The following is a 13417-nucleotide window of genomic DNA, read 5'->3' as shown; positions in this document are numbered from 1 at the left end:
CATGGTGAGTCTTGGGCTTATAGAGTGCTGAACAGCGGAAAAATCCCCATCAGCAATGCAGCGACCAGTATGCACAGGCAAACCAGCACTGCCCACTTCAAGGTGAACCGCTGGTGATCACCGAAATCGATACCGGCCAGGGCCACCAACAGGTAAGTCGACGGTACCAGCGGGCTCAACAAGTGGACGGGCTGACCGACGATCGAGGCACGTGCCATTTCCACTGCGGTAATTCCGTAGTGACTCGCGGCCTCGGCAAGCACCGGTAACACGCCATAATAAAACGCGTCGTTGGACATGAAGAACGTGAACGGCATGCTCACCAACGCGGTGATTACGGCCAGGTACGGGCCGAGGAAGTCCGGAATTACCGATAACAGGCTTTTCGACATCGCGTCGACCATGCCGGTGCCCGAGAGGATACCGGTGAAGATGCCCGCGGCAAAGATCAGCCCGACCACGGCCAGCACGCTACCGGCGTGGGCCGAGATGCGGTCCTTCTGCTGTTGCAGGCACGGGTAATTGACGATCATCGCGATACTGAAGGCCACCATGAACAATACAGGCAGCGGCAACAGGCCGGCGACCAGGGTGCACATCAGGCCCAGCGTCAGGGCGCCGTTGAACCAGATCAGCTTTGGACGCCGGGCATCCGGGAACTGGGAAACGCTGATTTCGCTGTGGTCGATTTCATCGCCCACCAAGTGCAATTCACCCAGACGGGCACGTTCACGTTTACCGTAGAAGTAGGCAATCGCCAGGATCGCTACGACACCGGCCAGCATCGCGGGCACCATCGGCACAAAGATGTCGGACGGATCGACGTGCAGCGCACTGGCCGCACGCGCGGTCGGGCCGCCCCAAGGGGTCATGTTCATCACGCCACCGGCGAGGATGATCAGACCGGCCATGATCCGCGGGCTCATGCCGATGCGGCTGTAGAGCGGCAGCATGGCGGCCACGCAGATCATGTAAGTGGTCGCGCCGTCACCATCGAGGGAAACCACCAGCGCCAGCACGGCGGTGCCGACCGAGACTTTCAGCGGGTCACCCTTGACCAGCTTGAGGATCTTGCGCACGGCCGGGTCGAACAGGCCGGAGTCGATCATCAGGGCAAAGTAGAGAATGGCGAACATCAGCATCACGCCGGTCGGCGCCAGCTTGGTAATGCCGTCGAGCATCATCGGGCCGATCTTCGGCGCGAACCCGCCGAACAGGGCAAACAGGATCGGGATGATGATCAACGCAATCAGCGCAGACAGGCGCTTGGTCATGATCAGGAACATGAACGTGATGACCATGGCGAAGCCAAGGAAAGTCAGCATGGGGATACTCCAGGCATAGCGCGGCTAGGGAATGGGCGAACCGGTTGGGGTCAGCGCAGAACGGGAAGCACGAGACGTACGGGTGGAGTGGCGGCGAAGCGGCGAGTAGCAGAAGACATCAGGATCACCATTGTTGTTGTTAAAGGGCTGTGCGAGCGATAAAACACTGGCATTGGCCAACCGGTCTGTTGCCGGCAGTGAGGCGATCCTAATCGCGCAAGCTTTCACCCAGCTTTCGCGGATGAAAGCATTGACCGGATGTGCAACCGGTCGTCGGACCGGGGAAGGGAGGGAGACCGGCTTGCCGGCGAAGGCGTCGGTAAATACGCATGAGGAGAGAAGGTCATGAGCGAACTTCACACGGGCGGCTGCCACTGCGGGCAACTGCGCTATCAATTCAGCGGGGCGTTGCACGACATCGCCCATTGCCATTGTTCGATCTGCCGGCGGGTCAGCGGTGCAATAGTGACCACCTGGATCACCGTGCCCGCGTCGGCCTTTCAATGGCTGACCGGGGCGCCTGCGCGGACGAGCACTTGCCGTCTGAGCCAGAAGAAACGCTCTGATCAAAAAATAGACAGGTCCAGCGGACGGATCGCGCCCATCCAGATCGCATGCTCCGTATGGTCGAGCAGATCGTTACCGGTGTCCGGGTGCAGGAACACCACCAGACCTTTGCGGTTGAGCGCCAACCACGGCAGCACGTCGCCAAGGTACTGCGGCTCGAAAGCCAACTGGCAACTCCAGTCCGGGTGCGGCCCCACCGGTCGTTCATGCACCCGCCCCATCTTCACCGCAAATAACCGGGCCGCTTGCTCACACAAGGCCCGGGCCTGATCGATGCTGCTGGCGTCGAAATACACATGGGCGTGATAGCCCTTGATCTGTTGCATCTGGAATCCCTCTAAACCCGGTCGAACCCTCACCGTTTCCTACAGGTCACACGCCATATAAGTCGCAAACAAGGAATCTCAGTCATGAAAAATGCCGAAACCCCCGTAGTGAAAGTGGTGCTCTATGGTGCCATGAGTAGCCTGGGCAGTGCGCTGATGGCTGAAATGCTGCGGCGCCAGCATGAAGTGATCGCCATTCTCGATGACCTGACAGCGCTCGCGCCGCGTCCGGGTTTGCGCGCCAAGACCGGCGATTTGTTCGATGCCGAACGCGTCAAGCAAAGCGTGGCCGGGAGCTCCGCGGTCATTTGCCTGTTGGATGCACCGGGTCTGCCGTTCAACAGCGAGCATGTGGAAAAAACCATCGTACCGGGACCGGTCGAACAGGTGCTGGCCGTGGATGCATTGATCGAGGGCATGCAGGCTGCGGGCATTGCCCGGCTGTTTCTGGTTGGCGATTTCGAAGTGCTGGATGATCCAGAGTTGGAGGACCAACTGGAACACCACGCCGCCGAAGAAATCCGCGAGGCTGTGCAAAGCAGTTCCTTGCGCTGGACCCTGGTCAATGCGCCACGCGGGGTGCCGGGGTTGACCATTGAACATTTCAGCCACGTCAGCAGCAGCCTGGAGCCGGGTCTGGCCGAACCGCTGGCCCGGTTGAACCGTGTAGCGGTCGGGATCGCCGATGAGTTGCAGCTGAATTTGCACCTGGGCGAGCATGTGAACTTCATCGCAGCTTCAGAACCCTGAAAAATCGCAGCCTGCGGCAGCTCCAACCTTGAAATACGTTCCCCCTGTAGGAGCTGGCTTGCCAGCGAAGGCGGCCTCGAGTCCTGCAGTGCCCATCAAGACGCCTTCGCCAGCAAGCCGGCTCCTACAGGGGTCGGCGTTTTCCACAATTCAGCAGGCGGTGATCGTTTCGCTTCACACCGCAATCGACGGTAGTGGCAGGCCATTAAGCGATTGCGCACTGCTGGCCTGCTCGGCCATCAACCAGTCGACGAACTGTTGAATCAACGGCCCACGCCGTTTGCGCTGAGGCAGGACCACGTAATAACCCAACCTGGAAATCACCGTTTCAGCAATCGGCCGACACAACAAGTCTTGCGCCAGCAAGTTATCCACAAGGTGCCGCCACCCGATCGCCACGCCCTGTCCGCCAATCGCCGCTTGAATCAACAAGGTGTAATTGTCGAAACGCAATTGCCCCGGTGCTGGCGCCGACGAGATTCCCAGTTCGCGAAACACGCCGCTCCAGTCAAACCAGTTGCTGCTGTTTTCGCCGCGCAAATGCAGCAGTGGAAATTCCAGCAATGTCTGGACCGGCAAGGGCAGGGGGCGATCTTTCAACAGCAGTGGACTGCACACGGGAAACACTTCCTCGCTGAACAGCCAATGGCTTTCACCTTGTTTGAATCGGCCATCACCGAACAACACCGCCACATCGATATCGGTGCGCAGCATGTTGAGGCTGCGTTCGCTGGTGACCAGGCTGACATCGACCTGAGGGTTGGCGGCGTGAAATCGATGCAGCCGCGGCATCAGCCAATAGGCGGCAAAGGCAAAATCGGTGGCGACCTGCAACACTTCGTGCTGATGCTGTGCGCTGATCGCGCTCAATCCAGCGTCTATGTTCTGCAATCCTGCTTGAACTTGCTGAAAAAGGATCGCCCCGGCCTCGGTCAACGCGATGCCGCGATAGATCCGATCGAACAGCCGCGTCCCGAGCTGTTCTTCCAACCGTTTGATCTGTTGGCTGATGGCCGGTTGCGTCGTCCCGAGCTCAACCGCCGCGGCGGTGAAGCTATGCTGACGGGCGGCGGCTTCAAAGGCACGCAGCAGATCCAGAGACAAATCACCAAGGGCGTCATACATAAGCTGTGCTTATCCTAGTCATTGCCGAGCATGGGCTTTACCACAAAGTAGGCGGACTCCATGCTCGATCGCAGCACTCTCGCATAAATATTCACTATGGAATGCCGCGATCACATGAAGCGCAAGAATATTCTTTTCATCATGGCCGATCAGATGGCCGCGCCAATGTTGCCGTTCTACGGCCCTTCGCCCATCAAATTGCCCAACCTGAGCCGCCTCGCCGCCGAAGGCGTGGTGTTCGACGCCGCATATTGCAACAGCCCGCTGTGTGCGCCGTCGCGGTTTACCCTGGTCAGCGGTCAGTTGCCGAGCAAGATTGGCGCCTACGACAACGCGGCCGATTTTCCCGCCGATGTACCGACTTATGCCCACTACTTGCGTCGCCTCGGTTACCGCACCGCATTGTCCGGCAAGATGCACTTCTGCGGCCCCGATCAGTTGCACGGTTATGAAGAACGCCTGACCAGCGATATTTATCCCGCGGACTATGGCTGGTCGGTTAACTGGGATGAACCGGACGTGCGTCCGACCTGGTTCCACAACATGTCCTCGGTACTGCAAGCCGGGCCGTGCGTGCGCACCAATCAGCTGGATTTTGATGAAGAGGTCGTGTTCAAGGCCCAGCAATACCTGTTTGACCACATTCGAGAGGCGGGCGATCAGCCGTTCTGCCTCACCGTTTCCATGACCCATCCGCACGATCCGTACACCATCCCCAAGGCGTTTTGGGATATGTACGACGATGCCGACATCCCTTTGCCGCACACCCCGGCCCAGACCGAACTCGATCCGCATTCCCAACGCTTGCTCAAGGTTTACGACCTGTGGGACAAACCGCTGCCTGTGGATAAAATCCGCGATGCGCGCCGTGCCTACTTCGGTGCTTGCAGCTATATCGACAGTAACGTCGGCAAACTCCTGCAAACCCTGGAAGATACCGGCCTGATCGACGACACCATCATCGTATTTTCCGGCGACCACGGTGACATGCTCGGCGAGCGTGGGCTCTGGTACAAAATGCACTGGTTCGAGATGGCTGCGCGGGTCCCCCTGTTGATCAGTGCGCCGGGGCAGTTCGGTGCCGGGCGGGTCAGCGCAGCGGTGTCCACCGCCGACCTGCTGCCGACCTTCGTGGAATTGGCTGGCGGCTCACTGGAGCCAGGGTTGCCTCTGGACGGTCGCTCGCTGGTTTCGCACCTGCAAGGGCAGGGCGGTCACGATGAGGTTTTTGGCGAATACATGGCGGAGGGCACCATCAGCCCGCTGATGATGATTCGCCGCGGCGCCTATAAATTCATCTACAGCGAAGACGACCCTTGCCTACTCTTCGACGTACACAACGACCCGCGCGAACAGGAAGAACTCAGCGGGTCGCCCCAGCATTTGCAACTGTTCGAGGAATTTCTCGCCGAAGCGCGGGCCAAATGGAACATCCCGGCGATTCACCAACAAGTACTCGCCAGCCAGCGTCGTCGGCGTTTTGTCGCCCAGGCGCTGTCCATCGGCAAGCTGAAGAGCTGGGATCATCAGCCGCTGGTGGACGCCAGTCAGCAATACATGCGCAACCACATCGACCTTGATGATCTGGAGCGCAAAGCACGTTATCCACAACCCTGCCAAAACCAATAATGTTAAGGGGAAGTCCATGCAAAGGTTATCCACAGTACTGACGGCAGGGCTCCTGGCTCTGGGCAGCGCATCGGCGTTCGCCGAGCAAAGCTGCGACACCGTGAAGATGGCGGACCCCGGCTGGAGCGACATTGCCGCGACCAACGCCATCACCGGTTTTCTGCTGGACGGCATGGGCTACAAGGCCAAGGTCGACACCCTCGCGGTGCCGATCACCTTTGGCGGGCTCAAGGATGGTCAGGTGGACGTGTTTTTGGGTAACTGGATGCCTGCACAGCAAGGCTTCTACGATAAGTTCGTGGCCACCGGCGATGTCACTCAACTGGCAAAGAACCTCGAAGGCACCGAATTCACCCTCGCCGTCCCGGATTACGTCTGGGATGCGGGTGTGCATGACTTTGCCGACTTGAACAAACACGCTGACAAGTTCGACAAGAAGATCTATGGCATCGGCTCGGGCGCTCCGGCCAACATCTCCTTGCAGGAAATGATCAAGAAGAACGACTTCGACATGGGCCAGTGGAAGCTGGTCGAGTCCAGCGAGCAGGCGATGCTGGCCGAAGTGTCCAGGGCGGTGAAAAAGCAGAAGTTCGTGACCTTCCTCGGCTGGACCCCGCACCCGATGAACGTGCAGCTGAAAATGCATTACCTCAAAGGTGGCGAGAAATACTTCGGTGATACGGGCAGCGTTTATACCCTGACCCGCAAAGGTTATGCACAGGCTTGCCCGAACGTTGGCAAATTGCTCACCAACCTGAGTTTCACCCAGGAGATGGAGAACAGCATCATGGCGGAGGTGGTGAACAAGAAAATCAGCAATGCCCAGGCGGCCAAGGCCTGGATCAAGGCCAACCCGGCGGTGCTGGATAAATGGCTGGACGGGGTGAAGACCGTGGATGGGAAGGATGCGTTGCCGGCAGTAAAAGCCAAGTTGTAAAAAATGACCTGTGGCGAGGGAGCTTGCTCCCGCTCGGCCGGGCTGGCGCACCAGTGCGCAGCGCCCGCAGATTTTCAGGGCTGCTTCGCAGCCCAGCGGGAGCAAGCTCCCTCGCCACAATGTTCAGCTTGTACTGATACCCTTGCGTAAACCCCCACCCGAGAGGACCCATGGCCTTCCCCAGCCGCCATTCACTCTTCCCCTTCCTTACCTGGCTGCCGCGGCAGACCCGCGCCAGCGTCGGCCGCGACCTGATCGTCGGCCTCAGCGGTGCCATTCTCGCCTTGCCGCAATCCATCGCCTACGCCCTGATTGCCGGCCTTCCGCCGGAGTACGGCTTGTACGCCGCGATCATCCCGGTGCTGATTGCCTGCCTGTGGGGTTCGTCCTGGCACTTGATCTGCGGCCCTACGGCGGCCATCTCCATCGTCCTGTACGCCAGCGTCAGTCCTCTGGCCGTTCCCGCGTCAGAGGACTACGTCACCCTGATCCTGTTGCTGACGCTGCTCGCCGGCATTTTCCAGTGGCTGCTGGGATTGCTGCGTTTTGGCGCCTTGGTGAATTTCGTCTCGCACTCGGTGGTGCTGGGTTTCACCCTCGGCGCGGCGGTGGTAATCGCCATCGGCCAACTGCCGAACCTGCTGGGGCTGGACATGCCCAACCAGGCGACGGCGCTGGACAGCTTTTTAATGGTGTTCAAACACCTCGGCGAAGTAGATCGCCCTTCGCTCGTACTGGGCTTGGCCACCGTCGCCGTGGGGGTAATCCTGAAATGGCTGTTGCCCCGCTGGCCCACGCTGTTGATCACTCTGGTCCTGAGTGGACTGCTGGTATGGCTTTGGCCCTCGATGTTCGTTCATGTGAAGCTGGTCAGCGCATTCGTCGGGCGACTGCCGCCCTTCAGTCCGTTGCCGCTGGACCTGGACCTGATCCTGCGCCTGCTGCCCAGCGCCGTAGCGGTCGGGATGCTCGGGCTGGTGACAAGCCTGTCGATTGCCCGTTCCTTGTCGGCCCGTTCGCAGCAACTGCTCGACGCCAATCAGGAAGTCCGCGCCCAGGGTTTATCGAACATGGTAGGTGCGTTTTTTTCCGGCTCGCTGTCAGCCGGTTCCTTCACCCGCTCAGGCCTGAGCTACGAGGCCGGCGCCTGCTCGCCGCTGGCCGGGGTTTTTTCAGCGTTGTGGGTGGCGCTGTTTGCCCTCTTCGGCGCGAGCCTGATTGCGCACATCCCCATCCCGGCCATGGCCGGCAGCATTCTGTTGATCGCCTGGGGCCTGGTGGACCATCGCGGGATCCGTGCGCTGTTGCGAGTCAGCCGCGCCGAGTTTCTGGTCATGACGCTGACCTGTATCGCCACGCTGCTGCTGGAGCTGCAGACGGCGATCTACGCCGGCGTGTTGGCTTCACTGTTCTTCTACCTCAAACGCACTTCGCAACCGCGGGTGCAGCATTGGCGCGACGGGGATGAAGACATTCTGCGAGTCGGCGGGTCGATCTTTTTCGGCGCCAGCCATTATCTGCAAGTGCGTCTGCAACGGATGCACGGCGCACGTGTGGTAATCGAGGCGCAGCAGATCAACTTCATCGACTATTCAGGCGTGGAAATGCTGCACCAGGAAGCGCGGCGGCTGTTGCAACAGAATCGCAGCCTGACCCTGCGCGGGGCGCGACCACCGGTGGTGGAGGAGTTGAGGAAGCTGGAAGGCGCGGAGAAATGCCCGATCCGGTTTGAAGACTGAAGCACTGTCCGCTCCTGCGGGATTGGGGCGGACATACATCGCGTGCTCGACGATGATCAAACTGTAGGAGCTGGCTTGTTGGATCGCCGCACCGCAGCGAAAGCGGTCTATCAGTCAATACAGATGTCGACCGGCATATCGCCTTCGCTGGCAAGCCAGCTCCTACAGGGTTATGCGGCGAGTTGGCGGCGGAGTTCGGCCAGTACTGGCGCCGTATCCGGCCGCACACCGCGCCACAGGAAGAACGCTTCCGCCGCCTGCTCGGCGAGCATCCCCAAGCCATCCATCGCCACCGCCGCGCCATGTTCACTGGCCCAGCGACAAAACGAAGTCGGGTCCTTGCCATACATCATGTCATAGCAAACCGTCTTGCCCGGCTCGATCAAACTGCTGGCAATCGGTGGTACATCGCCTGACAGGCTCGCGGACGTCGCGTTGATAATCAGGTCCACCGGCTCTTGCAACCAATCGAAACCACTGGCCGACACCGGTCCCAGGTCAGCGAACAACTTCGCCAGCAACTCGGCTTTTTCCACCGTGCGGTTGGCGATGACCACCGACGCGGGCTGTTCGGCCAGCAACGGCTCCAGCGCACCGCGCACCGCGCCACCCGCACCCAGCAGCAAGATGCGTTTGCCCTTGAGGCTGAACCCGGCATTGACCGTCAGGTCCCGCACCAGCCCGGCGCCATCGGTGTTGTCACCCAACAGACTGCCATCGGCCAGTTTGCTCAAGGTGTTCACCGCGCCGGCCCGTTGCGCCCGCTCCGTCAGACTGTCCGCCAGGCGATAGGCGTCTTCCTTGAACGGCACCGTCACGTTCGCCCCGCGACCTTCACGGAAAAACGCCCGGGCGCAGCCGCAAAAGTCGTCGAGTGGCGCCAACAAGGTGCTGTAGTCGAGTATTTGCGCCGTTTGCCCGGCAAACAGACGGTGGATCAGCGGCGACTTGCTGTGGCCGATCGGGTTACCAAATACGACATAACGATCCATCAACACACCTCACCTGTAGGAGCTGCCGCAGGCTGCGATCTTGGCGCCATCCCCGGCGAAACAGTACTCAACCCTTGGCCAACCAATCGCGGTCTTGCAGGAAGTATTCGGTCAGGCGCGCTTCTTCGCTGCCCGGCTCGGCTTTCCAGTCATAAGCCCAGCGAACCTGCGGCGGCAGGGACATCAGGATCGACTCGGTACGCCCGCCCGATTGCAGGCCGAAGAGCGTACCGCGGTCGTAGACCAGGTTGAACTCGACGTAACGGCCACGCCGGAACTCCTGGAATTCGCGCTGTTTCGCGGTGAACGCTGCGTGTTTTCGGCGCTGCACGATCGGCAGGTACGCGTCGATGAACGCATCACCAATGGCGCGCATGAAGGCGAAGCTGGTGTCGAAGTCCCACTCGTTCAGGTCATCGAAGAACAGCCCACCGATGCCCCGTGGCTCGTGGCGATGCTTGATATGGAAGTAGCTGTCACACCAGGCCTTGTAGCGCGAGTAGACGTCGGGACCGAACGGCGCGCACGCCTGCTCGGCGACGCGGTGCCAGTGCACGCAGTCGTCTTCATTGCCGTAATAAGGCGTCAGGTCGAAACCGCCACCGAACCACCAGACCGGTTCTTCACCTTCTTTTTCAGCGATGAAAAAGCGTACGTTGGCGTGGGAAGTCGGCACATGCGGGTTGTGCGGGTGAATCACCAGCGACACGCCCAGGGCTTCGAAGCCGCGGCCTGCCAGTTCTGGTCGATGGGCGCTGGCGGACGGCGGCAGACCGCTTCCGAAGACGTGGGAAAAGTTGACGCCGCCTTTTTCGATGACCGTGCCGTTTTCGATCACCCGGGTGCGACCGCCGCCGCCGGCAGGCCGGGCCCAGGCATCTTCGACGAAATGTGCACCGCCGTCTTCAGCTTCCAGAGCAGCGCAAATGCGGTCTTGCAGGTCGAGCAGGTAGGCTTTTACGGCCTCGGTGCGGGTCGTCATGTCATCACCTTGAATCGGGCAAAGCTACGCGGCGCTCCATCGGAGCGGGGGCCGGCGCAAATGGGCGCGTAGCATAACATCGCAGGAGCACCCTCCGCAGTTGACGAAGATCAAGCTTGGGCGTTGCATAGGGCGCTTGACGCAACAATTCCAGAAGCCAAGACCCAAGGAGAGTTCTGATGGCAAAGCGTATCCAGTTCCGCACCCATGGCGGCCCCGAAGTGCTCGAGTATGTCGATTACCAACCCGCCGAGCCCGGCCCGCAGCAGGTTCGCGTGAGCAACAAGGCCATCGGTCTGAACTTCATCGACACTTATTATCGCAGCGGTCTTTATCCGCCGCCGTCCTTGCCATCGGGCCTGGGCTCCGAAGGCGCGGGGGTGGTCGAGGCGGTGGGCAATGAAGTCACCCGGTTCAAGGTCGGTGATCGCGTGGCCTACGGCAGCGGCCCGCTAGGTGCCTACAGCGACGTCCATGTATTGCCACAAGCCAATCTGGTGCACTTGCCAGACGCGATCAGCTTTGAACAGGCCGCCGGCGTGATGCTCAAGGGGCTGACCGTGCAGTACCTGCTGCGCCAGACCTACGAACTCAAGGGCGGCGAAACCATTTTGTTCCACGCGGCGGCTGGCGGTGTCGGTTCCCTGGCGTGCCAATGGGCCAAGGCCTTGGGCGTGAAGTTGATCGGCACGGTGAGTTCACCAGAGAAAGCTGCGCTGGCCAAGGCCAACGGCGCCTGGGCCACCATCGACTACAGCCATGAAAACGTCGCACAACGCGTGCTGGAATTGACTGACGGTAAAAAAGTCCCGGTGGTGTACGACGGCGTCGGCAAGGACACCTGGCTGACTTCGCTCGACAGCGTGGAGCCTCGGGGTCTGGTCGTGAGCTTTGGTAATGCTTCAGGCGCGGTGGACGGGGTGAACCTGGGGATTTTGTCGGCGAAGGGCTCGCTGTACGTGACCCGACCGACCCTGGCGACCTATGCCAACACGGCGGAAAACCTGCAGCGGATGGCCGATGAGCTGTTTGAGATGATCATCAGCGGGAAGCTGAAGGTGGACATCAGCCAGAAGTATCCGTTGGCTGAGGCGGCGAAGGCGCAGACCGAGTTGTCGGCGCGGCGTACGACTGGCTCGACAGTATTGTTGCCTTGAGGGCCTCTTCGCTGGCAAGCCAGCTCCCACAGGATTGCGGTCGATCACATAATTTGTATACGACTCGAACCTGTGGGAGCTGGCTTGCCAGCGAAGAACGATGACGCGGTTTTAATCCGGGCGAATTACGTTTCCAGTCGCCACGTCTCGAATAACGCTCGGATTCTTGCGCCCCCCAAGGTTCCCACCCAGCACCAGATCAAGCTGCCCGCGGAAATACTGCTCGACACGGATCCGTGTCCGCGCCGCCGGCCGGCCCTGAGGGTTGGCCGAAGTCGACACCAGGGGCCCCACCAACGCGCACAAATCCCGCACCTGCGGGTGATCGCTGACCCGCAGCGCCACAGTCTCGTGCACGCCAGTAATCCACTGCGGCAACTGATTCTGGTGTGGCACCAGCCAGGTATTCGGCCCCGGCCAGGTGCTGGCCATGCGGTCCATCCACAACTCGGGAAAGTCTTCGAAGAGGAAATCGAACTGGCGGATATTATCGGCGACCAGAATCAGGCCCTTTTCCACCGACCGTCCCTTGATCAGCAGCAGACGTTCCACCGCTTCTTCGTCCCAAGGGTCGCAACCCAGGCCCCAGACCGCTTCGGTTGGATAGGCAATCACCGCGCCTGCGCGAATGGCTCGCGCGGCTTGTTGCACACGCCAACTGTTGACCATGAAAAACTCTCCGGAATAAGGCTCTGCGCAGTTTACCTTTCTTCATTATAAAACCTAGCTCCCCCGCGCAAACCAGCGCCCGCTTTCGCACACCGCACGGCCATCCATTTCCAGTTCCGTCAGCGCGGCCAGCACTTTTGGCAAAACCCAGCCGCTGGACTCTGCCAGCGCCTCGCTGGTATGGGACGCCGCATGGAGCAGCACAAGCAGTGGATGGATGGCCGCAGTCGACGGCGACTCGGTGGATAACGGCAACCGTTGCCAGCCGCGCAAGGCTTCGAGGATATGCTCGATGGTTTCCACCAACACCGCGCCGTCGCGGATCAATTGGTGGCAACCGCGGGCGCCGGGATGATGAATCGACCCGGGAATCGCATAAACCTCACGACCTTGTTCCGCCGCCAGCCTCGCGGTGATCAACGAACCGCTGGCGACACTCGCCTCCACTACCAGTACGCCGAGAGACAAACCGCTGATGATCCGGTTGCGCCGCGGGAAGTTGCTGGCGCTGGGGCCGGCGTCCAGCGGGAACTCGGAAACCACCGCGCTGCCCGACGCAATCATGGCCTCGGCCAGCCCTCGATTGCGCTGTGGATAAAACTTTTCAAGTCCCGTGCCAAGTACCCCGACCGTTCGCCCGCCCACATCCATCGCCGCCTGATGCGCAGCGGCATCAATTCCGAGAGCCAGGCCGCTGGTGATGACAAAACCGGCGCTCGCCAGGCTCCGGGAAAACGCGGCGGCGGTGTCCATGCCCGGTCGGGAAGCACTCCGGCTGCCGACCATCGCCAGCTGCGGTTTTTCCAGAATACCCGGATCGCCCGCCACAAATAACAACGGCGGCGCATCGCTGATTTCAGCGAGCAACGCCGGGTAGTCGGGCTGGTCCCACATCAGTAAATGCTGGCCCGCAAGCTCTAGCCAGGCCAATGCCTGACTGGCACCGTCACGGATTTCACTGGCGCGCCGGGCCTCGGAGCAAGCAAGGGGCAGGCCCAGCGCACGCCAGGCACTCGCTGGCGCGCTGATGGCCTTGGACGCCGAACCGAACGCCTCAAGCAATTTCTTGAAGCGTGCAGGGCCGAGTTCCGGCAAACGGTGCAGACGTAATCGAGCTTCCAGTTCCGCAGGGGAAACCGGTGAAACACCAGGTAGCGACATGGATCATCCTTGATCGTTATAAGCCCCGTTCAACCGGGAACAAGCTGTGGATAACTCT

General features: G+C 60.6%; 13 protein-coding genes and 1 pseudogene. 6 read left to right on the top strand and 8 right to left on the bottom strand.

The genetic code is table 11. From position 1 onward, the window contains the following. Window positions 1-17: 17 nt before the first annotated feature. Entirely contained in the window at window positions 18-1325 is a 1308-nt protein-coding gene (locus tag ELQ88_RS02785; RefSeq protein WP_138963507.1) for a CitMHS family transporter, read from the bottom strand. Between the two features lie 24 nt (window positions 1326-1349). Further along, complete coding sequence (locus ELQ88_RS02780; RefSeq protein ID WP_138963505.1) at window positions 1350-1751, bottom strand: hypothetical protein; 402 nt, start codon at window positions 1749-1751, stop codon at window positions 1350-1352. Between ELQ88_RS02780 and ELQ88_RS02775 the strand changes: the two are divergent. Continuing rightward, a pseudogene (locus ELQ88_RS02775) lies at window positions 1671-1865 on the top strand (GFA family protein); the annotation flags it as partial. The gene ELQ88_RS02780 and the pseudogene ELQ88_RS02775 sit on opposite strands and share 81 nt — an antisense overlap. 26 nt (window positions 1866-1891) lie before the next feature. Here the strand turns inward: ELQ88_RS02775 and ELQ88_RS02770 are convergent. Then, window positions 1892-2218 (bottom strand): DOPA 4,5-dioxygenase family protein, encoded by a 327-nt coding sequence (locus tag ELQ88_RS02770; protein ID WP_138963503.1) that lies wholly within the window; start codon window positions 2216-2218, stop codon window positions 1892-1894. Between the two features lie 84 nt (window positions 2219-2302). Between ELQ88_RS02770 and ELQ88_RS02765 the strand changes: the two genes are divergently transcribed. Beyond that, window positions 2303-2968: an NAD(P)H-binding protein gene (locus ELQ88_RS02765; protein WP_138963501.1), complete on the top strand. Its 666-nt coding sequence runs from the start codon at window positions 2303-2305 to the stop codon at window positions 2966-2968. Between the two features lie 174 nt (window positions 2969-3142). Here the strand turns inward: ELQ88_RS02765 and ELQ88_RS02760 are convergent, their stop codons facing one another. Further along, window positions 3143-4093 (bottom strand): LysR family transcriptional regulator, encoded by a 951-nt coding sequence (locus ELQ88_RS02760; protein WP_138963499.1) that lies wholly within the window; start codon window positions 4091-4093, stop codon window positions 3143-3145. A 114-nt stretch (window positions 4094-4207) separates the two neighbouring features. Between ELQ88_RS02760 and betC the strand changes: the two genes are divergently transcribed. From betC to ELQ88_RS02740, 3 genes are all read left to right on the top strand, one after another. Next, window positions 4208-5722 (top strand): choline-sulfatase, encoded by a 1515-nt coding sequence (betC, locus tag ELQ88_RS02755; RefSeq protein ID WP_138963497.1) that lies wholly within the window; start codon window positions 4208-4210, stop codon window positions 5720-5722. 16 nt (window positions 5723-5738) lie between these two features. Further along, a complete protein-coding gene (gene choX / locus ELQ88_RS02750) occupies window positions 5739-6659 on the top strand; it encodes a choline ABC transporter substrate-binding protein (RefSeq protein ID WP_128874626.1) in 921 nt (306 codons plus the stop codon). A 170-nt stretch (window positions 6660-6829) separates the two neighbouring features. Next, a complete protein-coding gene (locus tag ELQ88_RS02740) occupies window positions 6830-8398 on the top strand; it encodes a SulP family inorganic anion transporter (protein WP_138963493.1) in 1569 nt (522 codons plus the stop codon). A gap of 170 nt (window positions 8399-8568) precedes the next feature. On the opposite strand, the gene aroE is transcribed toward ELQ88_RS02740, so the two are convergent. Together aroE and hemF are read right to left on the bottom strand one after the other, a co-directional pair. Further along, entirely contained in the window at window positions 8569-9390 is an 822-nt protein-coding gene (gene aroE / locus ELQ88_RS02735; RefSeq protein WP_128874623.1) for a shikimate dehydrogenase, read from the bottom strand. Window positions 9391-9457: 67 nt separating this feature from the next. Then, the gene (gene hemF / locus ELQ88_RS02730) at window positions 9458-10372 is read right to left on the bottom strand and encodes an oxygen-dependent coproporphyrinogen oxidase (RefSeq protein WP_128874622.1); all 915 of its coding nucleotides are present in this window, start codon (window positions 10370-10372) and stop codon (window positions 9458-9460) included. A gap of 179 nt (window positions 10373-10551) precedes the next feature. Here hemF and ELQ88_RS02725 point away from each other — a divergent pair, with 179 nt between their 5' ends. Then, the gene (locus ELQ88_RS02725) at window positions 10552-11529 is read left to right on the top strand and encodes an NADPH:quinone reductase (RefSeq protein ID WP_128874621.1); all 978 of its coding nucleotides are present in this window, start codon (window positions 10552-10554) and stop codon (window positions 11527-11529) included. A 111-nt stretch (window positions 11530-11640) separates the two neighbouring features. On the opposite strand, the gene ELQ88_RS02720 is transcribed toward ELQ88_RS02725, so the two are convergent. Both ELQ88_RS02720 and dprA read right to left on the bottom strand, forming a co-directional pair. Continuing rightward, a complete protein-coding gene (locus ELQ88_RS02720) occupies window positions 11641-12198 on the bottom strand; it encodes an L-threonylcarbamoyladenylate synthase (RefSeq protein WP_128874620.1) in 558 nt (185 codons plus the stop codon). 54 nt (window positions 12199-12252) lie between these two features. Then, complete coding sequence (gene dprA, locus ELQ88_RS02715) at window positions 12253-13359, bottom strand: DNA-processing protein DprA (protein ID WP_138963491.1); 1107 nt, start codon at window positions 13357-13359, stop codon at window positions 12253-12255. Window positions 13360-13417 lie beyond the last annotated feature (58 nt).

Origin of the sequence: Pseudomonas sp. MPC6 (assembly GCF_006094435.1) — a bacterium.
In the GTDB taxonomy this organism is placed as follows: Bacteria; Pseudomonadota; Gammaproteobacteria; order Pseudomonadales; family Pseudomonadaceae; genus Aquipseudomonas.
The sequence above is the reverse complement of the archived record's forward strand: the minus strand, read 5'-3'. Positions and strand labels throughout refer to the sequence as shown.